Origin of the sequence: Rummeliibacillus pycnus (assembly GCF_044359855.1) — a bacterium.
Taxonomy (GTDB): domain Bacteria; phylum Bacillota; class Bacilli; order Bacillales_A; family Planococcaceae; genus Rummeliibacillus; species Rummeliibacillus pycnus_A.
The window spans coordinates 1,324,338-1,347,996 of record NZ_CP132291.1 but is presented as its reverse complement, the minus strand read 5'-3'; the positions used below and the strand labels follow the sequence as shown (position 1 = coordinate 1,347,996).

At 35.3% G+C, this 23,659-nt stretch carries 25 protein-coding genes and 1 other annotated feature (1 of these 26 running past the window's edge); of the genes, 21 read left to right on the top strand and 4 right to left on the bottom strand.

What is annotated here, in order from left to right:
- Positions 1-867, bottom strand: a complete 867-nt coding sequence (locus tag Q8X41_RS06715) for a RimK family alpha-L-glutamate ligase (protein ID WP_397539482.1) — start codon at positions 865-867, stop codon at positions 1-3.
- A gap of 85 nt (positions 868-952) precedes the next feature.
- Between Q8X41_RS06715 and Q8X41_RS06710 the strand changes: the two genes are divergently transcribed.
- Positions 953-2,209, top strand: a complete 1,257-nt coding sequence (locus tag Q8X41_RS06710; RefSeq protein ID WP_397539481.1) for a bifunctional folylpolyglutamate synthase/dihydrofolate synthase — start codon at positions 953-955, stop codon at positions 2,207-2,209.
- A gap of 79 nt (positions 2,210-2,288) precedes the next feature.
- Positions 2,289-3,995, top strand: coding sequence for a sensor domain-containing diguanylate cyclase (locus Q8X41_RS06705; protein ID WP_397539480.1), 1,707 nt, complete (start codon positions 2,289-2,291; stop codon positions 3,993-3,995).
- Between the two features lie 152 nt (positions 3,996-4,147).
- Here the strand turns inward: Q8X41_RS06705 and Q8X41_RS06700 are convergent, their stop codons facing one another.
- Genes Q8X41_RS06700 through Q8X41_RS06690 form a run of 3 tightly spaced genes read right to left on the bottom strand, consistent with a single transcriptional unit; the run spans position 4,148 to position 6,362 of the window.
- Complete coding sequence (locus Q8X41_RS06700; protein WP_397539479.1) at positions 4,148-5,461, bottom strand: PilX N-terminal domain-containing pilus assembly protein; 1,314 nt, start codon at positions 5,459-5,461, stop codon at positions 4,148-4,150.
- A complete protein-coding gene (locus Q8X41_RS06695) occupies positions 5,458-5,907 on the bottom strand; it encodes a type II secretion system protein J (RefSeq protein WP_397539478.1) in 450 nt (149 codons plus the stop codon). The genes Q8X41_RS06700 and Q8X41_RS06695 overlap by 4 nt, the downstream gene beginning before the upstream one ends.
- Positions 5,907-6,362 (bottom strand): hypothetical protein, encoded by a 456-nt coding sequence (locus Q8X41_RS06690; protein ID WP_397539477.1) that lies wholly within the window; start codon positions 6,360-6,362, stop codon positions 5,907-5,909. Before Q8X41_RS06690 ends, Q8X41_RS06695 begins: the two co-directional genes overlap by 1 nt.
- A 435-nt stretch (positions 6,363-6,797) precedes the next feature.
- Here Q8X41_RS06690 and Q8X41_RS06685 point away from each other — a divergent pair, with 435 nt between their 5' ends.
- From Q8X41_RS06685 to Q8X41_RS06595, 19 genes are all read left to right on the top strand, one after another.
- Complete coding sequence (locus tag Q8X41_RS06685; protein WP_397539476.1) at positions 6,798-8,174, top strand: VanW family protein; 1,377 nt, start codon at positions 6,798-6,800, stop codon at positions 8,172-8,174.
- Positions 8,175-8,193: 19 nt separating this feature from the next.
- A complete protein-coding gene (locus Q8X41_RS06680; protein ID WP_397539475.1) occupies positions 8,194-9,858 on the top strand; it encodes a GspE/PulE family protein in 1,665 nt (554 codons plus the stop codon).
- Between the two features lie 11 nt (positions 9,859-9,869).
- Positions 9,870-10,913 (top strand): type IV pilus twitching motility protein PilT, encoded by a 1,044-nt coding sequence (locus tag Q8X41_RS06675; RefSeq protein WP_397539474.1) that lies wholly within the window; start codon positions 9,870-9,872, stop codon positions 10,911-10,913.
- Positions 10,910-12,115, top strand: coding sequence for a type II secretion system F family protein (locus Q8X41_RS06670; RefSeq protein ID WP_397539473.1), 1,206 nt, complete (start codon positions 10,910-10,912; stop codon positions 12,113-12,115). The genes Q8X41_RS06675 and Q8X41_RS06670 overlap by 4 nt, the downstream gene beginning before the upstream one ends.
- 31 nt (positions 12,116-12,146) lie before the next feature.
- Positions 12,147-12,701 (top strand): prepilin-type N-terminal cleavage/methylation domain-containing protein, encoded by a 555-nt coding sequence (locus Q8X41_RS06665; protein ID WP_397540211.1) that lies wholly within the window; start codon positions 12,147-12,149, stop codon positions 12,699-12,701.
- A 133-nt stretch (positions 12,702-12,834) separates the two neighbouring features.
- The gene (gene pilM, locus Q8X41_RS06660; RefSeq protein WP_397539472.1) at positions 12,835-13,815 is read left to right on the top strand and encodes a type IV pilus biogenesis protein PilM; all 981 of its coding nucleotides are present in this window, start codon (positions 12,835-12,837) and stop codon (positions 13,813-13,815) included.
- Positions 13,812-14,399: a PilN domain-containing protein gene (locus tag Q8X41_RS06655; RefSeq protein WP_397539471.1), complete on the top strand. Its 588-nt coding sequence runs from the start codon at positions 13,812-13,814 to the stop codon at positions 14,397-14,399. The genes pilM and Q8X41_RS06655 overlap by 4 nt, the downstream gene beginning before the upstream one ends.
- Entirely contained in the window at positions 14,396-15,208 is an 813-nt protein-coding gene (locus Q8X41_RS06650) for a hypothetical protein (RefSeq protein ID WP_397539470.1), read from the top strand. The genes Q8X41_RS06655 and Q8X41_RS06650 overlap by 4 nt, the downstream gene beginning before the upstream one ends.
- 134 nt (positions 15,209-15,342) lie before the next feature.
- A complete protein-coding gene (locus Q8X41_RS06645; RefSeq protein WP_397539469.1) occupies positions 15,343-16,098 on the top strand; it encodes a prepilin peptidase in 756 nt (251 codons plus the stop codon).
- An 84-nt stretch (positions 16,099-16,182) separates the two neighbouring features.
- Entirely contained in the window at positions 16,183-16,812 is a 630-nt protein-coding gene (locus Q8X41_RS06640; protein ID WP_397539468.1) for a hypothetical protein, read from the top strand.
- A gap of 97 nt (positions 16,813-16,909) precedes the next feature.
- Positions 16,910-17,521, top strand: coding sequence for a Maf family protein (locus Q8X41_RS06635; RefSeq protein ID WP_397539467.1), 612 nt, complete (start codon positions 16,910-16,912; stop codon positions 17,519-17,521).
- A complete protein-coding gene (gene radC, locus Q8X41_RS06630) occupies positions 17,511-18,209 on the top strand; it encodes a DNA repair protein RadC (protein WP_397539466.1) in 699 nt (232 codons plus the stop codon). Before Q8X41_RS06635 ends, radC begins: the two co-directional genes overlap by 11 nt.
- 95 nt (positions 18,210-18,304) lie before the next feature.
- The gene (locus Q8X41_RS06625) at positions 18,305-19,321 is read left to right on the top strand and encodes a rod shape-determining protein (RefSeq protein ID WP_397539465.1); all 1,017 of its coding nucleotides are present in this window, start codon (positions 18,305-18,307) and stop codon (positions 19,319-19,321) included.
- Positions 19,322-19,334: 13 nt separating this feature from the next.
- Positions 19,335-20,240: a rod shape-determining protein MreC gene (gene mreC, locus Q8X41_RS06620; RefSeq protein ID WP_397539464.1), complete on the top strand. Its 906-nt coding sequence runs from the start codon at positions 19,335-19,337 to the stop codon at positions 20,238-20,240.
- Positions 20,240-20,767: a rod shape-determining protein MreD gene (gene mreD, locus Q8X41_RS06615; RefSeq protein ID WP_397539463.1), complete on the top strand. Its 528-nt coding sequence runs from the start codon at positions 20,240-20,242 to the stop codon at positions 20,765-20,767. Before mreC ends, mreD begins: the two co-directional genes overlap by 1 nt.
- Before the next feature lie 23 nt (positions 20,768-20,790).
- Positions 20,791-21,462: a septum site-determining protein MinC gene (gene minC, locus Q8X41_RS06610; RefSeq protein WP_397539462.1), complete on the top strand. Its 672-nt coding sequence runs from the start codon at positions 20,791-20,793 to the stop codon at positions 21,460-21,462.
- Position 21,463: 1 nt separating this feature from the next.
- A complete protein-coding gene (gene minD, locus Q8X41_RS06605; RefSeq protein ID WP_397539461.1) occupies positions 21,464-22,261 on the top strand; it encodes a septum site-determining protein MinD in 798 nt (265 codons plus the stop codon).
- A 217-nt stretch (positions 22,262-22,478) separates the two neighbouring features.
- Positions 22,479-23,000, top strand: a complete 522-nt coding sequence (locus Q8X41_RS06600) for a peptidoglycan DD-metalloendopeptidase family protein (RefSeq protein ID WP_397539460.1) — start codon at positions 22,479-22,481, stop codon at positions 22,998-23,000.
- Positions 23,000-23,617 carry a site-2 protease family protein gene (locus tag Q8X41_RS06595; RefSeq protein WP_397539459.1) on the top strand — a complete coding sequence of 206 codons (618 nt, stop codon included), beginning with the start codon at positions 23,000-23,002 and terminating at the stop codon, positions 23,615-23,617. Before Q8X41_RS06600 ends, Q8X41_RS06595 begins: the two co-directional genes overlap by 1 nt.
- A gap of 35 nt (positions 23,618-23,652) precedes the next feature.
- Positions 23,653-23,659 (top strand) — a sequence feature (ribosomal protein L21 leader region); it runs 69 nt beyond the window's last position.

The following is a 23,659-nucleotide window of genomic DNA, read 5'->3' as shown; positions in this document are numbered from 1 at the left end:
TCACCCGATTTTCTTCAATATATATTCGATAAATTGAACACCTACATTAACCCCGGTTATATTGTAGAGATTTCTGATATGTGCTGCAGCATTGACTTCACATACGATGGGTTCCTCATCTGGCCCGAATAATAAATCTACACCAGCGAATTCTGCACCGACAGCTTTTGCTGCTCGAATGGCAACTTCTTTTTGGTGATCTGTTAAAACAATTTTTTCTGCTTTGCCACCATTTGTAATATTTGCACGAAAATCGGTTTCAGAATGACGATACATAGAGGCTACTACATCATCGCCAATAATATTTACACGAATATCGCGGCCGCGACTAGAATCGATAAATTGTTGGAAAACAAAATCGACACCTCTTAATTCATCCACTTTTTCAAAGAATTCTTCTTCTGTATTAATCAAATAGACCTTCATTCCAAAAGATCCATGTCCCTCTTTAATAATCATTGGAAGACCTAATGTTTGTAAGACTCTTTCAAAATAGCCACTATCACGAATTGTGAAGTTTGAATACACCTTTGGTGCAATAATGGTCATAGGCATTGGTATGTGAGCCTTTGAAAGCTGTATGTATTGTTTCGCCTTATTGTCACACGTCTCGATGACTTCTGGATCATTGAAAACTGGGATACCACTATTTTTTAAATAAGTAGCGAGTAAAATATCTTTGTCCAAAAAGATAACGAAATCAGGTTTGTTTTGAAGCTCTTCGTCTAGATTCATCATTATTTCATAGTTTTTATAAATAGTCGGTTGAACGTGTAGTTGTTGAGCAGCTTCTGCCATCAATCTTGCTTGGTCTAGAAATTTATCGTTTACGAGACTTCCATTGTAAATAATCCAACAAGTTTTCATCATAAAATCCCCTTAATACTAGTGCTATAATAATATATAAAAGTTTAGCACGAAAACGAAGGAATATATAGGACGGAGTGTTGAAATGATCCCTAAACTAGATGAATATAAAGAACGTTGGCATATTACAAGTGATCCAGCAATCAAACCAGGATTAGATGCGATGCACATAGCATTAGAATTGGTTGGAAATCCACAAAATAATTTACCTGTTATCCATTTAGCAGGAACGAATGGAAAAGGTTCAACAAGTAGCTTTATCCAACATATTGCAAAATCTCATGGATTAAAAACAGCCACTTTTATGTCTCCGTGCATTGAGGATGTCCATGATCAAATACAACTGAATGAAAAGCCCATCGAACCAAAAGAATTGGATGCAATCTTCAAAATTATGAATGATGCAGGTCTTGATGGTAAACTAACAGACTTCGAATTACTAACAGTTGCGGCATACCTTGCTTTTAGTCGGTTTTCTCCAGATATCGCCATTATTGAATGTGGCATGGGGGGGCGCTTCGATTGTACAAATGTAATGACACCGATTGTCTCTGTAGTACCGAGCATTTCATTAGAACATACAAACTTTTTAGGTGATACATTAGCGGAAATTGCTTACCATAAAGCAGGTATTGTCAAAAAAGAAAGACCAATCGTTATTGGTGCTCTTCCAAATGAAGCCTTGGCTGTTTTCGAAGAAGAAGCAGCAAAACAGCATGCACCACTTTATGTTTTTGGAAAAGACTTTTCGATTGAAACTGAAGAGGAGTATGAAAAATACATTAGCAAAAATTTCGAGTTTACTCATTTACAACGCAACATGCCAGGTATTCATCAAAGAAGTAATATGGCCCTTGCGATTACTGCCTTTACCTTATTTGCCAAGTACCAAGGAATCCAAATAGAAAATGAGCTTCTTCAAAATGGGATTCATGCTGCACATCTTGCTGGCCGATTTGAAAAACTTGCACCAAATCTATATGTTGATGGGGCACATAATCCTGCTAGCGCAAAAGCACTTGTAGAAACGATTAAAGAAGAATTTCCAGGACAAAAGATTCACTTTGTAATGGGAATGTTAAAAGATAAGGATGTAGCAGGAGTTTTAAGACTATTAGAAGAAGTAAGTACAAGTTTCACATTTGTTGATGTTGATAATGAGAGAGCAATGTCTGCAGAAAAAATACGTGACTTAAGTCATGGTGGTGATAAGCAGATTTCCAAACAAAATATTGTTCATATTATCAGTGAAAAGCTAGACGGCACATGCATTGTTGTCATGACTGGCTCACTCTATCTTTTAGCACAATGGAGGAAAACACTATTAACAAGGTTCAAATAACCTAAATATTTGTATTGAAATGGAAAAACAGTCTGGTATAATTTACATTATAAAATCTAAAGGGTAGGGGGAAATTAGGATGAAAAAGTCATTTGCGTTTCAAATGATGATCTTTATCACGTGGATTGTATTTATGCCAATTAGCATATATACAGTTTATCGTGCATTTCCACCTCCAACGGATATCGATTGGTCATTGTTGATAGGATTCACTGTTTTAGGGCTCTTAACATCTACTTATCCAATAGTCATAAATGGTACGCCATTTTTCCTTCTTCAATGGGTAAGTCTTGCGGTTTTTTTAAAGTTTGGATTATATATAGAAGTTATTGTTTTCCAAATTTCAATAATCCCATTTTTATACCGATTAAAGCTGACACGCCAAAGTTTGTATCGAATTCCTTGGAATTCGATAATGTTTTTTCTTATTTCGTTCTTCAGTGGTTATATCTATTTAAAGTTTGGTGGCAATATTCATTCATTAGATCATTTGCATATTATTGAATATGGATTGCTTTATACTGTAGTTAATATTATTGCAAATCAAGTGTTTTTACAGCTAAGCGGATTATTACTAGGAAATAAATTGCAATTATTTACAATTGATGATGCATGGGATTATGTGATTGGTTGTTTTGCACTTCCAATGGGGCTTAGCTTATATTTATTGGGAGAGTATGCAGGAGTGATCTCAATTGTGTTATTAGGAATTCCATTTTACATGATGACGCAATTATTACAGCTTTATAGTATATCAAGTAAGATTAACAAAGAACTTTCAGATGCTGCCCATTTTGGCCATCAATTAGCGGATCAGTTGGAATCTGAAGAAACACTTGATTTGTTTATGGAACGAATTCCTAAAATGGTTGAGATTGATGGGCTTTATATGATAGATCGAAGAAAACAAACAGGTTCTTTATCTGTATTGCGAGCTTACGAAAATGGTCAAGAAATTTTAAAAAATGTAACGCATAAAGAACTAAGTGAAAGTTTACTAAAACATACATTGTTGACAGAAGAAAAAGTTATATTTAGTAAACGTTCAGAATGGCTTTTACCATCCAGCAATTATTTGCTGCCGGATTCGCAAAGTGTATTAGTTTTACCTCTATCAAGAAATCAGTATATGGAAGGCGTTCTATTATTAACGTCTAAGAAGAAAAATTTCTTTAAAGAATATCAAGTGAAGATGCTTGAACTCATATGCTCTTATTTTGCAGTTTCTTTAGAGAAGGCAAGATACGTTGAAAAAACTAGACATAGCAGTGAACGCTGTGGACTAACCGGATTATATAATTATCGCTATTTTGATGAATATCTAACGAAGATGATGCAGGATTTGAAAAGTCGAAATATTTCAAATCTATCATTAATTATGCTGGATATTGATTATTTTAAAAGAATAAACGATAGTTACGGTCACCAAAGCGGAAATGATATTTTATGTGGAATCGCAGACACTTTACGAAGAGAAATTGGCGGACAAGGTACACTTGCAAGATATGGGGGAGAAGAATTTGTCATTCTCCTACCAAACTATTCAAAAGACGCAGCACTTAATATCGCAGAACACTTACGCCAAACCATCGAAGCACAACCATTTGAAATATCACCAGACTTGATGGAAAATGTCAATCACCTAGTCGTTCGTGTAACGGCAAGTATAGGTGTATCCTCCGCATTCGAAGACACAGACGAAGGAACCACATTACTCCGAAACGCAGACCATGCGATGTATATTGGAGCGAAGCAACAGGGGAGAAATCGGGTTGCTGGGTTTTGAATATGAATAAGTTACTAGAAAGAAAGAGTATAACTAAATATACTCTTTCTTTGAATTTTGGGAGAGGGAAAGATTGAATCTGATCAGATATCAAAAAACATGTAATTAGGTTGAATTTTACCCGTTTTTTGGCAAAAGTAAATTCGTATAAGTTAATTATCAATTTCTTGTATTGGTTGATAATCAATAGATAAACTATCTTTTGGATTAAGATTATTAATTATTACATTAATATTTTGATTTTCTAATGTAAAGGATACCGAAGAATTTCCTCTTGCATCAAATGAATTTGCAATTATTGAACCAAAGACACTGCCATTACCTCTTAGATTAATATTAGTATTAGGCGCATAAAATTTACCATATATTTTTTCGTTACCTGTCAGTTTTAAATTATCTGGGTTACTTTCATTCCCGTTATAGTAAATTGATAAATTAGAATTAGTGTTATTATTATATTTAATAGTTCCGATGTTAATTAAAGATTTTACATATATAGTAAGTTTTTTCGCTCCGTTAATAATGATATTTCCTTTATTGTCCAACTGGTTAAGGAAAATTTGTTTATCTGAATCATCACCTGTATCAATTATTAAATTCCCGTCATTATTTAAACTATTCAATTTAATATTGGCTGTATTTAAACAAATTTTATTAATAGTATTATTAGTACACTTATATGTTGAATTGTCGGACATGGGTAAATTACTAAAACTATTGAAATTGTTTTTTAAAGTTGAAAGTGGTTCTTTTGGAAAAGGTTGGTTTGTTTTTGCATTAACTTGATCTGAGAATTTGTCTTGTATATTAACAGCTGAGGGAGTTGATTCAGTTGCAACTGATATGGGTTTAGGATAGATATTAGCACTTCCCTTAACTGTAATTCCATTTTTCACATGAACAGCGTATTCAGAAATTGAATTATTAGGAGGATCTGGATCTTTAAAATTAATAGTAAACATTTGTGCAACAGTTCGATGTTTTTGTTTAATCCAACCTGTAGAGATTATTTCATAACTATTTGAGGTAACTTTTGATTCTACTACTGTTACATCTGCATATGGTTTTTGATCACTATTTAATTGCTGCTCATAATTCACATATTTACTATTTTTCCTTCTATTAATTTCTGTGTTTACATTTGCAAAGAAAATATTTTTAAAATTATTCAAATTTTCCTCAAATGATTTATTTTTATCTGTTACAAAATTATCTTTTGTAAAGTGGTAAGCATTTTCTACAACTTTATTTAACTCTTCTCTTTTTTGAACAACACCAGATTCAGCGATATAGAAAGCAGACTGGTCAGTCCGTTCGCTATCTGATTGTTTCAAAGTCGAAGCAGTAGTTCCCATTAAACCAAGTCCAAGTACAGAGATAACAACAAGTGCCATGATAACAATAATGAGCGTATATCCATTTTCATTATTTGCTGGCATTCTTATTTTTTTAAACCTTTTTTTCATTTATCTCCACTCCTCAAGACAATAGTTGTTTTTGCTTCTGTTTGTTTGCTACGATTATCACTTTTCTCTTTAATATAAATATTCCATTCATTATCATTTAAAGTCTTTGTTACTGTAAAAGTATCTATATTATTTATTAATGTTTCATTATTTTTCTTTATCGTAAAGTCAGATTGATCTAATTGATATTTATTACCACTGATTTCGATTCCATCAGCTATTGGATTAATTTGACTTGCAGTAGATTTGCGCATATCTTTCGTTATAACTTTTAATACATATGAAGCATCGTTTAGTTGTTTGTCTCTAGACAGCTGTTCCTTATATTGATTGGTACTTTCTACTAAGACATTTAGTATAAGTACAGATACTAACCCCATGAGTAAAACTGCTGCAAGTATTTCTACTAATGTCATTCCTCTTTGGTTTTTTAGTATTTTATACATTAATCTACCTTCCATTTCACCACAGTTTCCATTTTAGCTTTTGTAACAGTATCTTCCTTTACCTCAACAATAACGTTCATTAAATCTTTATTAATCGAGCCATCTACATTTTTGTTATCAGCTATTCTTAAATTTATAAGAGGCTTAGAAGATGATTTTGTATAGCTTCTAGGGTTAGTTACAGTAGAATCTTCTGGTTTATATCCTAAGTCGTTTTCTATGATGCTTCGATTCAGACCATTATCTTTACTGTATTTATAGATTTCCTCCATCTCTGTCTGTGCGAGATAAGTCGCATCTACAACCTGAGCTGAGCTTTTAGTAGTCTGTTTTGTTTGTATAAATAATGTAAAAAACGATATTAGTAAGATTACCAATATTACAAAGGAGGCAATAACTTCAACCAATGTGGCACCTTTTTCATTAAAAGAAGATTTAATTTTTTTTGAGGTCATTTCAATAACCTTCTTTCTCTTAAGCTTCTTAATTAATCTATTATCAATAAATAGATATTTGATACTTACGACATATAAGTAATATAGTTCATCGTAACTAAATTAACTATACGAAGGTGAAATATTCTATTTTGAATAGGATTTTATAGAATGAATTATGGGTAATTATGTATGTTTTTTAGGTTTAAAGAGTTGTGCGTAGCATAAAAAATGATTCAACACTTTACTGGTTAACATACATTTTAACTTATTATATATCCTTTTATATACAATTACTATGTTAAATGTCATGTTAATTTTGTGTAATTTTTAATGAAAAATTAAAAAAAGTGTAAAAAGTCATATCATTTTTAAATAATATTATTTATAATAAGTTCGATAGTTAATTTTACACATATCAGAATGATCGATTCGATTGGAGATGTGAATAAGAGGATGAGGACGATCTCAAAATGGCTAACGATAATTTTAATATTTTCAGCATTTCTATTTTCATCTTTAAAATATGTAAATGTTAGTGCTTATGCAGCTTCAAATGGTTCGACTATTGGATCTGTCAACGTGGAAGATTTATCGGAAAAAGACATGAAAAAACAAATAGATGTGGCAATTGCAGAATGGAAAAATGCCGAAATTTACATAACTGTTGGTGATCGAAAAGTATTACTAAATAGTGATGATTTCCTATTTAATGTCGATGCATCCATCAAACAATATGAAAATGATACAGAAAAACCATGGTATGCATTTTGGGAGAAGAAGCCAGTCGTTCATGAAGCGTTAATCGTGGAAGCAAATGCTTCATTAATAGAAAAAATTGAAAGTGAAACAAATCTAAAAGGGGAAGATCTTGAATCACAAGTACTTGAAGCAGCATCCTATTTAAAAAAATCTCCTATAAAAGTTAATGTTACCGATTTGTCTATGAAAAATGCAGAACGTATTTCATTCCAGTCTATTGCATTGAAAGATACTCAAATATCGGATATCTCAGCGATTGCTAAGGAATTAGACGGTGTAATGATTGAACCAGAAACGCCATTCTCTTTCAATGATATTGCAACAAAAGCTGGTAGCAATGATGATGCGATGACAATTGCGGCATCTGCGTTATATAGCGCTGTTTTGCAAAGTAGCTTTGAAATTACCGAAAGACATCAAGCAGACAACATTCCGGCTTTTGTGAAACCAGGTTATGAAGCGACGGTAAGTCCTTTCCTGGAAAAAGATTTACAATTTATCTCTCATAGCGCAGTCCCTGCGAAAATTGTTGCATCTGTGAAATCTAATGTACTAAAAATCGAATTATATTCTTTACCTGGAAATCCAGATGTAACCGTTTCTGAAAAAAATCGAATAACTGTTATGCCACGTACAATTTATCGTTATTCTAATAATTTGGCTGAAGGCGCTAGTAAAACAGTTCAACAAGCAAAATCTGGTTTACAGCTATTAATCTATCGAACGTTTACTGATGAAAATGGTGAATCAAAGGCGCAATTAATCAGTCAAAACTATTATGCTCCAAAGAATGAGATTATAGAAAAATCATCAAAACAAACGGCAACTACTACTAATTCATCTACTGATGGAAGCGGAAATTCAGATGGCATTATTAATACAGGTGAAACGGTGAGTACTGAGGATTCAAATAATGGTAAGGATGAGAATTCCAATACTGATCCAAATAGCTCGAAATCTAGCTCAACAAATAGCAAAGAAGCAACAAAAAGTAAAAATGGTGGTTCAGTACCAAAGGGGAGTTACTATAATAACTCCGGGGATATTGTCACACCTAAGGATACTAAATAAGAATTAGAGGGTGACCGTAATGAGTCTTACGACAAGAAGAAGACTTGGTGATTTACTAGTCGAAGCAGGCGCCATAACAGGGCAACAGCTTGAATTTGCATTAGAAAATAAGACGAAAGATGAAAAACTAGGTGACTTTTTAATTCGTGAAAATTTGTTAACAGAGCAACAATTAATTGAAGTGCTAGAAATTCAATTAGGCATTCCGCATATTAGTATTAGCCAGTTCGTAATCGATCCAGATCTAGTTCATTTACTTCCGAAAGGATTAGCAAAACGCGCCTTACTAATGCCATTGTCTCGTGAAAAAAATAAATTACTTATCGCGATGGCCGATCCAATGGATTATTTTGCTATTGAAGAAGTTCGAATGGCAACGGGGTGTCAAATAGAAACTTGTATTGCGACAAAAGATGATTTGCGACGCGCAATCAGTAAGCATTATGACTTACAAGAAACAATGGATGCGGCATTGAATGATTTAATGCCAGCAGAAAAAAACGATGAAACGGAAATGTTGGATGATGATTCACCCATTGTGAAACTGGTTAACCAAATTATTTCGAATGCGGTTGTTCAAAGAGCGAGTGATATTCACTTCGACCCTCAAGAAACAGAACTTCGAATTCGTTATCGTATCGATGGTGTTTTAAAAACTGAGCGTTCGCTACCAAAGAGTATGCAAAATATGATTATTGCTCGTATTAAAATCATGGGGAACTTGAATATTACTGAAAATCGTTTACCACAGGATGGTCGAATCAAAGCAAATATTAATCTTCATCCTGTTGATATACGTTTATCTACATTGCCTACCGTATATGGTGAGAAAGTGGTCATGCGTGTACTCGATTTAAATAATTCACATGGAGACCTTCATAAATTAGGGTTCTCAGAGAATAATTTAAGTCATTTTAAAGAGATGGTTAGCAAACCAAATGGAATTGTACTTATTACAGGCCCAACTGGTTCAGGTAAATCTTCAACATTATCAACAGCTTTAACTTATTTGAATAATGAAGAAGTCAATATTATTACAGTCGAAGATCCGGTTGAATATCAATTGGATGGCGTTAATCAGATTCAAGTACGTGAAGAGATTGGTTTAACGTTTGCAACTGGATTGCGTTCTATTTTGCGGCAAGACCCTGATATTATCATGATTGGGGAAATACGAGATTTAGAAACGGCGCAAATTGCAACACGTGCATCATTAACGGGGCACTTAGTTCTTAGTACTTTACATACGAATAGTGCGGCAGAATCCATTTCTCGTCTATTCGATATGGGAATTGAACCATTTCTACTTTCTTCTTCAGTAGTTGGAGTAGTCGCACAACGTCTTGTCCGTCGTGTTTGCCGAGATTGTGGAGAATATCATGATTTATCTGGTCAGGAGTTAGAAATCTTTTCAAAGCATACGATTGAAATTTCTCATGTCAAACGAGGAAAAGGTTGTCCGTCATGTAGTAACACAGGTTATAGAGGAAGGTTAGCTATTCACGAAATATTAGTAGTCGATGAACGGGTGAAAGAATTAATTCTTAACAAGGCAAGCTTATCAGATATAAAAAAACATATGTACAAGCATGGCTACAGAACATTACTTGAAGATGGATTATTAAAAGTAGCAGATGGCCTTACTACAACAGAAGAAATATTACGTGTGGCAACTGAAGATTAGGATGTGAGGAAATGACAAAGTCAATCGTAGAATTACTAACTTATGCGGATGAAAAGGATGCTTCCGATTTACATGCAACGGTAGGGGTACCTCCATACTATCGAATTAATGGGCAATTGCTTCAACATGGAGAAGAAATTTTGACCCCTAAAGATTTAGAGCAGATGCTTCGAGAAGTGTTGCCACCACATCGTATGAAAGAATTTGAAACAAATGGGGAAGTAGACTTTAACTACTCATTGCCTGGAAGATGTCGTTTCCGCATGAACGCTTACCATCAACGAAATAGTTGCACACTAGCAGCTCGTAAAATCACTGCAGAAATACCAACGATTGAGCAATTAGGAATGCCAGAAGTGTTGAAGGATTTATGCAATAAACCACAAGGGTTAATTTTAGTAACAGGTCCCACAGGTTCTGGTAAATCAACAACGCTGGCAGCCATGATTAACTATATCAATACAAACCAAGCAAAACATATTATTACGCTTGAAGATCCAATCGAGTATTTGCATAAGCATCAACAATCGATTGTCAACCAACGTGAAGTCGGATCAGATACAAAAAGCTTTGCCAACGGTTTACGAGCAGCACTTCGACAAGACCCGGATATTATTCTAGTAGGGGAAATGCGAGATTTAGAGACGATTTCAACAGCCATAACTGCGGCTGAAACAGGTCACTTAGTCATGGCTACATTGCATACAAGTAGCGCTCCTACAACGATTGACCGTATTATCGATGTGTTTCCATCACATCAACAAGGGCAAATTCGTATTCAGTTGGCAAATGTATTGCAAGGTATCATTTCGCAACGTCTATTTAAACGAGTAGACAAGCCTGGTCGAATTGCCGCTACTGAAATTTTGGTACACACGTCTTCTGTTGCAAACTTGATCCGTAATGACAAAGTGCATCAGCTGACGAATATTATGCAAACAAACCGCGCGCTTGGCATGCATACGATTGATAGCTCGATTCAACAGTTACTTGCAAAGAGACTAATCGATTTCGAAACGGCTAAAGTTTATATGAATGCAGGTGAATTTGTATGACGGTTTATCGTTTTAGTGGCCGAACAATGCAGGGGGCGATGGAAAAAGGCACAATCGAAGCAAATTCTAAGCAATTAGCAGTTAAAAAACTTCGTGATAAAGGTATAAATCCACGACAAATAGAAGAATCCAACAGTATTTTGCATAAGGATTTGACGATTGGTAGTCCCATGAAAAATGAAGACTTTGTTATCTATTGCCGCCAATTTGCAACATTAATACGCGCAGGGATATCGATTGTTGAAGCCACTCATATTTTATCTGAGCAAACATCAAGTAAAGGCTTGAAAAAAGCATTGATTGGTGTTGAAGAGGATTTACGTTCAGGGATTGCTTTTTCAGATGCTGCAGCAAAGTTTCCGAAAATTTTCCCAGTCTTATTTGTCAATATGATGAAAGCAGGGGAAGCAACAGGGAATTTGGATGATACATTGGATCGTATGGCGTTTAGTTATGAGAAGTCATTTAAATTGAAGAAGAAAATCCAGTCTACGATGATGTATCCAATTGTGTTAATTGTACTGATTGTCTGTGTTTCAATCTTTATGTTACTTTGGTTAGTTCCTAGATTTACAGAGTCATTTGCAAGCTTTGGAGCGGACTTGCCAACAATCACTTTAATTGTATTAGCTTTTAGTAATGCTTTAAAAAACTTCTGGTGGATTTTCTTGCTTGTGACGATCTCTATTGTTGGTGGCTTTATATTTTTTTATAAAAATAATAAGAAGTTTAACTATTATACGCATTATATTTTACTAAAAATGCCGATTTTTGGAAAGGTTCTTCAGAAGTCCGCTATTGCTCGTATGACTAGAACATTAGCTACATTATTTAGTAGCTCAGTTCCTATATTAAATGCATTAGTTATAGTTGAAAAAATTATTGGTGACCCGGTAATTGAAGAAGTAATTAAAAAATCAAAATTCTCATTGGAAAAAGGAAGCCCGTTGGCAGAGCCGTTAGAGCAAAGCTGGGTATTCCCTCCATTAGTAACACAAATGGTTTCAATTGGAGAACAAACCGGTTCTTTAGACTATATGCTCGAGAAAATCGCAGAGTTTTATGAAGACGATGTTGATCGCACAGTTGATTCACTGAAAGCATTAATCGAGCCAATCATGATTATTCTATTGGCGGGTGTAGTTGGTTTCATCATGGCAGCAGTTATGTTGCCGATGTTTAGTTTATATGAACAAATGTAACAGAGTTCAGTTGAAGGGAGGTGAAAAGGAAATGATGAACGACAATTCGAGAAATTTCCTAGGTGAAGAAACTACATATGAAAAAGGAGGAAGTAACATGAAAACGAAAATGAAAAAACTCATGAAAAACCAAAAAGGTATGACTTTGATTGAACTTTTAGCGGTTATCGTAATTATTGCGATTATTGCTTTGATTGCTATTCCTGCGATTGGGAATATTATCAATAAATCACATGATAAAGCAATTTTAGCAGATGCTTCTCAAGTAATTTCTGGTGCTAAAATAGCTATTTCTGATGGGGCGTGTGGAAAGCCAGAAACAGATAATACAACAATTATTTGTGACAATGCTGAATTAGAAGATTATGTAGATGGTGCCAAATTAGCCACCGGTGATAAAGTTACAGTAACACCTAAAAGTGGAACAACAAAATCAAGTTACTCATTAGTTTATGCAGATCTAGCAAATATTAAGGTGAAATCTATGATAGATGCTGTTAATAAAGCTATGGGGGTAACAGGAACTACAGCAACTACAACAATTACTGATGATAAGTTAGCGATCGTTATGGGGAATAATAAATAATTATTAAAATACAGCAGCTCCCAGCTGCTGTCCCTCTTTAATCTTTCGTTGAAGAAAGGCAAACACCATGCATTCGCATGCACCAAGGCTTTCTCCACCGAAGTATTAAAGCTTTCATGTAGGAGGAATACATATGTTGTTTGGGAAGAAAAAGCGACAAGTAGTGCTTGTATATAATGATTTTGTATTGAAAGTGTTAACGTCCAACTCCAATGATTTATCACAGGCGAAGGTGCAATCTATTCCACTAGATGAAGGCGTAGTAGTGGATGGAATGATTGAAGATGAATTAGTTTTTTTTGAGCTGTTAAAGGATCACGTAAAAAAATGGGGCATAAAAAGTCAAAATGTTAGCTTTTATGTACCTGAAAGCACGGTTATGATGAAAGCAATCGATCATCCGCAAGAATTAGTGGATGTCTCATCTATCAAACAGTATGTGGAGATGGAGATAGGCCGGACGATTCATCTACCTTTTGAAAATCCGCTGATTGATATTTATGATGCTAAACCAGGAGATGGTAAGGCAACGATCTTTGCGACCAATGCGGATGAGGTACAAAAAGTAGTGGGGTTGCTGTCAGATGCTGGACTAACGCCTGTTGTCGCAGATATCAAAGTCGTTTCGCAGATTCGGTTAGTGGACCAGGTAATACCGAATTTAGTTAATACGACAACACTTATTGCCAACTGGTCGATTAATGAACTATCTTTAGTCATTTATTCATTAGGCGAAGTGGAGTTTTTGCGTTTTCAAACGATTGAGACAGAACGTAGTAAATGGCAATCGCGCTATACAGAGGATGGTTTTGACTATTTTTATAATGATGAAATCAGTGAATATCAAACTGCATTAATGGAGCCATTATCTGAAATCGAACGTATTATCAATTTCTATCATTATTCCTTGAACAAAGGTGAAAAAGGTGTTGACCAAATCGTTGTAATGGGGGATTCACCAGAGCTTTTATATATTGCGGATATGCTTGGAAGTCAAGTTGCTTTACCTGTACATATCTTTACGGATCAAGTAATGGCAGAGGAGTTTCCGAACTTTAAGGCATCGCAAGCGAGTCTCGTTAGTTTAGCCTTGAAGGAGGTCGTAAAGGTATGATTCCGGATATTAACCTCTTACCTAAGGTGGAAAAAAGGGCAACGAACAGCCCAATCTTATGGCTGGTTGTTCTGATTGCTACTTTGATGTTCATCGTATTTGGTATTTACTATTTTTCAATAAAAGGTGATATTCAATCACTAGATTCTCAGCAACAAGCGTTATCGAATAAAGTAGATCACTATAATAAACAGATTGCCAATTTCCAAAACGAATCTCAAGGCTCTTTCGATCAATCAGTGAAATTTGTAGAATCCGTATCCTATCCAGTGACACCGATTGTTGATAGTATTGAGAGCCATCTTGAATCGTATGAAAAACTGACGAATATTACATATAATGAATCAGGTGTAACCATGACGGCTGATTTTGAAACATTACATGGCATATCTTCGTATGTTCAAAACTTAATGACAGATAAACTGTATACAGATGTACAAGTCGCTTCTGTGACATCATTTGAACCAGATAAAAAAGAGTACCAAGATGCTACAGCGAGTGATCAGCTTGTCCCTCGTTATACTGCTATAATTCAACTAAAGATCAATCAAGCAAATCTATTGGCAGAGGGTGAACGTCCATGAAGTCATTCGGTTCGAACAAAAAAGTGACGTCTCTCTTAATCGCTGCATTTGTATTTGTAATAGGATTTGCGGTCTTTTATTATGTCGTTTATCCGAAAATGCAAGAACGAGATTCGTTGCAATATCAAATTTCAGATTTGAAGTCACAATCGAAGGTGTTAGAAAAACAATTAGAAACTATAAAGTCAAATCAAGAAGCTAAGAAAAAAAGTACTGCTGAATTAACGACGGAAGTTCCTACAAAAAGAGAACTAAGTAGTTTGATAAATTCGATTGAACAATTAGAATCGGTTAGCAATACAGAAGTATTGGATATTGCTTTTAATAACTATGACGCAGCTGTGAAAGAAACGATTAATACGGATGAGCAAAATGCCGGAACGTCAAATGAGAATGTTGCAAACAATCAAACAGCGGAAGCTACATCATCAAAAGATGCACCACAAACACAAGGTCAAAATACAAATCAAAATAATACAACTACGAAAGAACAACAAACTGCTAATCAAGATAGTGAAAAAAATGCAGTACCTGTGTCACCTATTGCGTCTAGTAGTTTGCCAGATTCATTGAAACTTTTAACAATGAACTTATCTGTTTCAGCAACAGATAAAAAAGAAATCAAAGAATTTTTAAAGGGAATTGAGACTTTACCTCGAATTGTGCGTATTGACTCTGTTTCTTATGCAACCCCAAATACAGAAGTTACAGGTTCATCTACAGATACCAAAGAAGATCAATTGCAAGCGACAATTCAACTTACAACCTTCTATTATGTCGGTCAATTGGATGATCAAAACAATAAGTAAAGTGGAACTTCAATCAGTGGTGCTTTTCTACTGATTGTTAGTTTAACCAATCGGGCTTTTATGGGCAGTTAACCCAAGCTTAGCCTTAAGGTGGGGTATACTGCCCGTTAAAGCGGGGTAAAGAGGGATAAAAGATGGAAATTGTCTATGCAGTGTTTTTTATGATAGTTGGTTTAGTATTTGGTTCTTTTTTTAATGTGGTTGGAGTACGTGTGCCAAAGGGTGAATCAATTGTTTCGCCACCTTCACATTGTGGTGGATGTAAAAGAAGATTGACGACAATCGATTTAGTACCTGTCCTATCCTATGTTTTCTTAGGAGGGAAGTGTCGTACATGCGGTGAGAAAATCGGATTCTTCCATCCGTTAATGGAACTATTAACGGGAATTTTATTTACTTTAGCATATCTTCATTTTGGATTTACTCCAGAATTAGCAGTTGCATTACTATTTATCTCACTGCTAGTGATTATTACTGTTTCAGATATTGTATATATGCTTATTCCTGATAAAGTGCTATTGCCATTTGCGGTTGTGCTTAGTATATGTCGTGTTTTTTCTTCACTAGATCCTTGGTGGGATGCGATTGTTGGGGCGTTTGTTGGATTTGGTATTTTGTTTGTTATTGCCTTTGTGTCGAAAGGTGGTATGGGTGGTGGAGATATTAAGTTATTTTTCGTCATTGGTCTTGTACTGGGTTTTAAGTTGACCATCGTGGCTTTGTTTGTGTCTGCAGTAATCGGACTTGTAGCAGGTGTAGTACAACTTATATGGCAAAAAAGGGGACGTAAGCAACCAATCCCATTTGGACCATGGATTGCTGTGGGAAGCGTGTTGACGTATTTTTATGGGCAAGAGATACTCGAATGGTATACTAATTTGTTATTTTAAATAGAAAACTTTTTAGGACAAGACGACATCAGTCTTGTCTTTTTTTATGTCTATTCTGCTAGGGTATTGAATAGGGGTGATGTCATGAAATTTAATAGTAGAAAAAAACAGGAACAAACACATTTTATGCTAGCGGCAGTTATTCATGGCGTATTGATAGGTGCTGCGGGGGTGCTGCTATTTTTCTTTATCTTGCAGACAGTTGAAAAGAGATCAGCGCAACCTGATGAACAAACATTATCTTCCAGTACGTCACAAAGTACAAAAGAAACAAGTAAACCAGTAAAATTCTATGCAATTCAATACGGTGTCTATACATCGTCACAAGCAGCATCGGATTTTCTAGCTGGTCATCCTGAATATGAAAATGTTGCGATTGTGCCAGTCGGAAAGCAATTCTATTTATGGAGCGCAGTAGGAAATAATGAAAAGAAGATCAAGTCCACCGTGAGCAAAGATGCCTTTGTAAAGCCATTTACGTTATCTGGAGCAGCTTGTGAAGAAAAGGGACTAAAAAATATACCACAATTACTGGAAGTTGGCAAAGTCGCAAAATTAAATTTTAGCGATTCTACTAAAGGAAAAGCCACTCCAGCTGATTGGAAGGGGAAAGTTACTGCAATGACAAAGGTTTCCAATAATTTAGAGGTGGTAAAATTACAACTTTTAGCGCATTATGTCTCGCAAAATGATTGCTTAGAAATTAAATTTTGATCGTTAAAATAGATGTAAAACAGAATTTCGTTTATTTTTGGTGATTTCCCTAAATTTTACTTTTCTATTATGATGGCTAAAAAGGAGGTATGATGGAATGTCAATACGATCAAACAAAGACATTATTTTACTTAATCCACAAGGGAATTGTGAAGAGTTATTTGGGAAACTACAACTACCTTTTTCAGTCATCCACCAAGATGTGCCAATGGATTATGCATTGCCTACTAATCCCTTTGAATTTGCCAATAGTTCCGTAGTTGTAAAACTATTACGTATGCAAAAACCACATGCATCATTATGCTATATGAATGTTAAACGTGTTGTAAGTTTAAATGGGGAGATTATACGTTTACCACGTACTAGAAATGAAGCAATATCTTATTTTAAGAGATTATCAAATAACAAACATAAAGTGACAACAGCAGTAGGAATTCGCTATGATGACCAGCTTTCATCTTTTGTTGTTCAGTCGGATGTGACGATACATCGTTTATCAGAAAAAATAATTGCTCAATATGTCGAAACAGGGGAACCTTTTGAGCAAGATGTTGGTTATAATATAATGGGAGTTGGACAAAATTTAGTGAAGAAGATTGATGGAAGCAAATATAATGTCGCAGGACTTCCTTTAGATGTACTTAGAACTTTTTTGACGGATAAGAAAATTATTGCTGTTGAAAAGGGGGAACAAGTACATGGTAACTAATGTTGAAGCACCACTCATGATTCGTGATGTGCATCAAGATGACAGACCTAGAGAAAGACTCAAGCGACAAGGCGCAGATAGTTTATCAAATCAAGAGTTGATCGCGATATTACTCCGGACGGGCACGAAGCAAGAATCTGTTCTTCATGTAGCAAATCGTGTATTAACCCATTTTGAACAGCTTCACGAATTAAAGAATGCAACAATCGAAGAAATTATGGATATTAAAGGTATTGGTGAAGCAAAGGCCATCCAGCTGTTGGCGTCTATTGAATTAGGAAGACGTTTACACAAAAAAAGGGCAGATGAACGTTTCACAATTCGTTCACCACAAGATGCCGCGACGTTTTTAATGCCAGATATGTCTTCCTTATTGCAAGAAAACTTTGTGACGCTTTTCTTAAATGTCAAAAACCAAATTATCCATCAGCAAACGATTTTTATTGGGAGTTTAAATGCTTCAATTGTACATCCCCGTGAAATTTTTCGTGAAGCTGTAAAACGATCAGCCGCCTCGATTATTTGTGCCCATAATCATCCATCTGGAAATCCTTCTCCAAGTCCTGAAGATATCGACGTGACTAAGCGTCTTCAAGAAGCAGGTTTAATCATTGGAATAGAGCTATTAGACCATGTCATTATCGGAGATCATCAATTTATAAGTTTAAAAGAGAAAGGGTATATGTAGTACTGTAATTTTTTACTCTTTTCCGTTATAATGAAACTTATGATTTTATGACAGCTACGAAAGTTATGGCTAAAAGAGAAAGGAAGAACAAAATAGTGTTTGGATTAGGTGGAAAAGATGTCGGGATTGACCTCGGCACAGCAAATACATTGGTATTTTTGAAAGGTAAAGGAATCGTACTCAGAGAACCTTCTGTAGTTGCGAAAAATACACACTCTGGTGAAATCGTTGCAGTAGGTAACGATGCTAAAAAAATGATTGGTCGTACACCAGGCTCAATCGTGGCGATCCGCCCGATGAAAGATGGTGTTATTGCAGATTTCGATATTACAACTGCAATGATTAAATATTATATGGAAGAAGCTATGAAGGCTTCTGGTGGTAACTGGAAAAAACCAAATGTAATGATTTGTGTACCTTATGGTATTACATCAGTAGAACAACGTGCCGTTATTGATGCTTCTCGTCAAGCAGGTGCAAAAGAAGCATATACAATTGAAGAACCATTTGCAGCGGCAATCGGTGCAAATCTACCAGTTTGGGAACCAACAGGTAGTATGGTAGTTGATATAGGTGGCGGTACATCTGAGGTTGCTGTTATTTCATTAGGTGGTATCGTAACTAGTGAATCTGTACGCGTCGGTGGAGATGCAATGGATTCAGCAATTATTGCTTATATTCGTAAAACTTACAACTTAACAATCGGTGAACGTACATCTGAAACTATTAAAATCGAAATTGGTTCAGCAAGCACTGATGGTGAAGTGGAAAAAATGGAAATTCGCGGTCGTGATTTAGTGACAGGACTTCCAAAAACAATTGAAATTTCATCTGTTGAAATCGTAGATGCATTGAAAGAATCAATTTCAGCGATTATCGATGGCGTGAAAAAAACATTAGAACAAACTCCTCCAGAATTATCTGCTGACGTAATGGAACGCGGTATTGTATTAACTGGCGGTGGTGCTTTACTTAAAAACTTGGACAAAGTAATTAGTGACGAAACAAATATGCCTGTATTTATCGCAGAAAACCCATTAGATTGTGTTGCTATTGGTACTGGGATGGCTCTAGACCACATCGATTTAATACGTCGTCATCAAACAAAATAAGGGGGATTAGACAATGCCACAGTTTTTTTCGAATAAGCGATTGATATTGCTGCTTGTCGGCGTAATCTTCTTAGTGGCATTGATTAGCTTTTCCTTACGCGATCGTCAAAACGCATCACTTCCTGAACAAATAATTAAAGACACTGTCGGCTTTGGACAATCAATCGTTGCTAAACCGGCAAGCTATTTTACAGGATTCATCAGCAATATAGACTCACTAATTAACACCTATGATGAAAACAAACGTTTAAAATCGCGCTTGGAAGAATTTGGAACGTTACAAGCTAAAGTCAATGAATTGAAAGTTGAAAATGACAAGTTAAAAGATTTAGTTGGTAAAAAAGATGATTTACGTAATTTTAATCCAATTCAAGCAAATGTTATCGCACGTAACCCTGACCAATGGGAAGAAAAACTCATTTTGAATCAGGGTTCTATAAGCGGTGTGAAAGTCAATATGGCTGTTCTAACTTCTAAAGGTTTAGTTGGTAAAATTGTGCAAACGACGCCTTATACTTCTCAAGTTGAATTATTATCAACTAATAATACAAATTACAGAGTATCTGCGGTAGTTGCGACAAAGAAATCAGAAGCATTTGGCTTGATCGAAGGTTTTGATGCAAAACGTGGTGAGTTGCTTCTAAAACGAATCGACTCAAGTTTACCCGTTAAAAAAGGCGATAAAGTTACAACTTCTGGTTTAGGCGGCATATTCCCTAAAGGTATACTAATCGGTGAAGTTACGAAAGTTTCTACAGATGACTATGGTTTAACAAAACTAGCATATGTAAAACCTGCAGCTGATTTCTCTATGTTAGATCATGTTGTTATTGCTAAACGTCAATCCATCTCGGTTGATGGTTCTGATGGTAATAATACCAATAATACAATCACTACAGGCACAGGAGCGGGGAACTAATGGCGAGATTTTTAATTCCTTTTGTTGCTGTTATACTGTTTTTTGTGGAAACAGAGTTTTCCCTTTATTCGCCAATCGAATGGCATGGTCATCTATATTACTTAGTACCTAGATTTCTAATCTTGTACTTAATCTTCTTGTCTATTTATTACGATCGCAAACGCGCGATGTGGTATGGATTAATATTTGGGGTATTGTATGATATTTTCTATATTGATATTATTGGATTATATACATTCTTGTACCCATTTATTTGTTTTATTGCAGGTTCTACAGTAAAATATATCCATCAACATCTAGCTATAACAACAATCCTTTCATTGGTGCTTGTAGCGCTATTAGAGATAGTTTTACATCAATTTTTCTTATTGATTTCTTTTACTTCAGTTCCATTTACCGAGTTTTTAAATCAACGACTCATACCAACTATGATTGCAAACTCTATCTATTTAATCATGTTAGGGTGGACATTTAAGTATTTGATAGAAGCTCGTCTCTTAAAGAAAGCGAATCAATCAACGTTATAGCAGAGAAGCGTGAGGTGAAGCATTTGACAACTAAGCAACTAGTCTTAATTAAGGGTACAAAAGATGGACTTGTGCTACAGCTAGATGATCAATGCGCTTACTCTGATTTATTGGATGAATTAAAGCGTAAAGTCACTGAAGATGGTCTAGAAGGACAAGCAGAAGTAACAATACAAGTAGGTAACCGCTATTGTAGTCAAGAGCAGTTAAAGGAAATTCTTCATATCGTGCAACAATCCAAACATCTAAAAGTTTCAAAGATTAAAAGTGATGTTATTACGATAGAAGAATGTAACCAAAAGCTTTTGAAAAATCAATCTGCAACTTACATAGGTATTGTACGTTCTGGACAAGAATTAAAAGCTGAAGGCGATCTCATTGTTATTGGTGATGTAAATCCCAATGGCAAGGTGATTGCTGGAGGCAGTATTTATGTTATGGGTCGTTTGAAGGGGATTGCACATGCCGGTGTAGATGGAAATCGTGAATGTGTAATTGCTGCTTCATGGTTAGAAGCTACACATCTTATGATTGCTGATTTAATGGAATTGATGACCAATGAGGTGACAATTCTAGCGGAAAGACCTGAAATGGAATGTGCTTATATCCACTCAAACGGTCATATTGCCATAGACCGTTTACAGGATTTACGTAATTTAAGACCAAATTTATCGACATTTAAGGGAGGAAGCTAATGTGGGTGAAGCTATAGTAATTACTTCTGGTAAAGGTGGAGTAGGGAAAACAACTACTACTGCTAATTTAGGTACTGCATTGGCCCTTCAAAACAAAAAGGTATGCTTAATCGATACAGATATCGGTTTGCGTAACCTAGATGTAATTTTAGGTTTAGAAAACCGTATTATCTATGACTTAGTAGACACTGTTGAAGGGCGTTGTAAAGTCCAACAGGCTTTAGTGAAAGATAAACGATTTGATGATCTACTGTTCTTATTGCCTGCCGCTCAAACGTCTGATAAGAATGCTGTAACTCCACAGCAAATGGCAACGTTAGTTGAAGAATTAAAACTTGATTTTGACTATGTTTTAATTGATTGCCCTGCAGGAATTGAGCAAGGCTACAAAAACGCTGTTGCTGGTGCTGACAGAGCGATTGTTGTTACGACGCCTGAAATTTCAGCAGTACGTGATGCTGATCGTATTATTGGACTATTAGAACAGGAAGAAATCGAACCACCTAAATTAATTATCAATCGTATTCGTCCTCAATTGATGAAAAATGGGGATGCACTAGATGTAAATGAAATTACGACACATTTATCGATTGATTTATTGGGTATTATTCCAGACGATGAACAAGTAATTCGCTCTTCTAACAAAGGAGAACCGATTGTAATGGAGCCATCTACACAAGCTGCTATTGCATATCGTAATATAGTTCGTCGTATATTGGGTGAATCTGTACCACTTATGTCATTGGAAAATGAACATAAAGGTGTTTTCGCAAAAATTAAATCCTTGTTTGCTAAATAAATGTTTGGCTACATAGCAAAAGAGTCTCTAGAGAATTTTATCTCTAGGGACTCTTTTTTAGTAGGCTCTTTCATTATCCGTGGATTGATTAATATCCACGGTTTTTTGGATCATATCCGCGTTCTTGATTTGAGAGTGAAGCTGTCTAGATTATTGTACTGATTATTCTCCTTGCCTCATAAACTAATAGAAAATGGGATTTTGAGGTGGGTAGATAATGAATAAATGGAAATTGACTGTTGTAATTGCAGTACTGTTATTTACCGTTATAGTATTAGAAAAAAAGCAAATACTAAAGACTGATGTCACTGACTATGTGCTATCCAATGATGATTTACTTGTTCTCACAAATTGGACAAAGCAAGTATTTCACGAAGAAGAAAAGGTAGCCGTAATGGCACCTGTTGCTGACTCTCATATCGGAGAATATAATACCATGCAATCATTTTCGGACGGTGTGTTATTATCTTACGATGAGCCACTAACGATTTATGCAAAGCATGATGGTTTTGTTATTTTTACAGGGCATACAAAATCACTTGGTAAAACAATGACGATTACATATGATACAGGAGAACGTGTAACATATGGTTTTCTAAAATCTCTAGACTATTTACCATATACGTCTATAAAGGAAGGAGAACCTTTGGCTTCGATGAAGTCAGGTACATTCTATTTACAAGTAGAGCGAAAAGGTGGTATTTTAGATTCCGAATCATTAAAGGGCTGGCTTAAGTGATGGGGAAGTTGAAGCTTCATCCCACACTTTTACCATTGATTGTATGGTTAATCATCACAGGGCAGTTTTCTAATTATGCGCTACTATTCATTTCTTTATGCTGGCATGAATTTGGGCATTTAGTTGTAGCCAATATCCTTGGTGTAAAAGTGAAATCATGCATCATTATGCCATATGGTGGTGAAATTTTATATGAAACAAAATGGCAGATCACCAAAAGTCAACAATTCAAGATCGCTATTGCTGGGCCAATCGCGACATTATTGTTATTCGGTATAGCGGTTTTTTTTCCGGGAAATTTAAGTGGCCCATTACAAACTACTCAGGTTTTATTGCTACTGATCAATTTATTACCTATCTGGCCTTTAGATGGAGGAAGAATATTAGAAATAGTGTGGAGTGAGAAAAAGTCACTACAAGCTACTAAGACTTCTTTTTTACTATTATCTATGTCATGCTGTCTAACCTGTTTTATTTTTGCCATATGGTATATACCGCGTTCAATCTTCTTTATGTTAATTCTCATTTTACTTTTCTATCAGAATATCAAGGCTTTCCGCTACCGAAAATACGAACAAGCTTTTGAAAACGTTGTGTTAAATAGGTTGACGTCATAGTTTTAGTATGGTAATATTTCTAATGTTATGTAGCACCCGTGC

What these genes read in the sequence shown, in the direction of transcription:
- Q8X41_RS06715 (WP_397539482.1), bottom strand. Translation starts at nt 867, where the DNA reads ATGAAAACTTGTTGGATTATTTACAATGGAAGTCTCGTAAACGATAAA.
- Q8X41_RS06710 (WP_397539481.1), top strand. Translation starts at nt 953, where the DNA reads ATGATCCCTAAACTAGATGAATATAAAGAACGTTGGCATATTACAAGT.
- Q8X41_RS06705 (WP_397539480.1), top strand. Translation starts at nt 2,289, where the DNA reads ATGAAAAAGTCATTTGCGTTTCAAATGATGATCTTTATCACGTGGATT.
- Q8X41_RS06700 (WP_397539479.1), bottom strand. Translation starts at nt 5,461, where the DNA reads ATGAAAAAAAGGTTTAAAAAAATAAGAATGCCAGCAAATAATGAAAAT.
- Q8X41_RS06695 (WP_397539478.1), bottom strand. Translation starts at nt 5,907, where the DNA reads ATGTATAAAATACTAAAAAACCAAAGAGGAATGACATTAGTAGAAATA.
- Q8X41_RS06690 (WP_397539477.1), bottom strand. Translation starts at nt 6,362, where the DNA reads ATGACCTCAAAAAAAATTAAATCTTCTTTTAATGAAAAAGGTGCCACA.
- Q8X41_RS06685 (WP_397539476.1), top strand. Translation starts at nt 6,798, where the DNA reads ATGAGGACGATCTCAAAATGGCTAACGATAATTTTAATATTTTCAGCA.
- Q8X41_RS06680 (WP_397539475.1), top strand. Translation starts at nt 8,194, where the DNA reads ATGAGTCTTACGACAAGAAGAAGACTTGGTGATTTACTAGTCGAAGCA.
- Q8X41_RS06675 (WP_397539474.1), top strand. Translation starts at nt 9,870, where the DNA reads ATGACAAAGTCAATCGTAGAATTACTAACTTATGCGGATGAAAAGGAT.
- Q8X41_RS06670 (WP_397539473.1), top strand. Translation starts at nt 10,910, where the DNA reads ATGACGGTTTATCGTTTTAGTGGCCGAACAATGCAGGGGGCGATGGAA.
- Q8X41_RS06665 (WP_397540211.1), top strand. Translation starts at nt 12,147, where the DNA reads ATGATGAACGACAATTCGAGAAATTTCCTAGGTGAAGAAACTACATAT.
- pilM (WP_397539472.1), top strand. Translation starts at nt 12,835, where the DNA reads ATGTTGTTTGGGAAGAAAAAGCGACAAGTAGTGCTTGTATATAATGAT.
- Q8X41_RS06655 (WP_397539471.1), top strand. Translation starts at nt 13,812, where the DNA reads ATGATTCCGGATATTAACCTCTTACCTAAGGTGGAAAAAAGGGCAACG.
- Q8X41_RS06650 (WP_397539470.1), top strand. Translation starts at nt 14,396, where the DNA reads ATGAAGTCATTCGGTTCGAACAAAAAAGTGACGTCTCTCTTAATCGCT.
- Q8X41_RS06645 (WP_397539469.1), top strand. Translation starts at nt 15,343, where the DNA reads ATGGAAATTGTCTATGCAGTGTTTTTTATGATAGTTGGTTTAGTATTT.
- Q8X41_RS06640 (WP_397539468.1), top strand. Translation starts at nt 16,183, where the DNA reads ATGAAATTTAATAGTAGAAAAAAACAGGAACAAACACATTTTATGCTA.
- Q8X41_RS06635 (WP_397539467.1), top strand. Translation starts at nt 16,910, where the DNA reads ATGTCAATACGATCAAACAAAGACATTATTTTACTTAATCCACAAGGG.
- radC (WP_397539466.1), top strand. Translation starts at nt 17,511, where the DNA reads ATGGTAACTAATGTTGAAGCACCACTCATGATTCGTGATGTGCATCAA.
- mreC (WP_397539464.1), top strand. Translation starts at nt 19,335, where the DNA reads ATGCCACAGTTTTTTTCGAATAAGCGATTGATATTGCTGCTTGTCGGC.
- mreD (WP_397539463.1), top strand. Translation starts at nt 20,240, where the DNA reads ATGGCGAGATTTTTAATTCCTTTTGTTGCTGTTATACTGTTTTTTGTG.
- Q8X41_RS06600 (WP_397539460.1), top strand. Translation starts at nt 22,479, where the DNA reads ATGAATAAATGGAAATTGACTGTTGTAATTGCAGTACTGTTATTTACC.
- Q8X41_RS06595 (WP_397539459.1), top strand. Translation starts at nt 23,000, where the DNA reads ATGGGGAAGTTGAAGCTTCATCCCACACTTTTACCATTGATTGTATGG.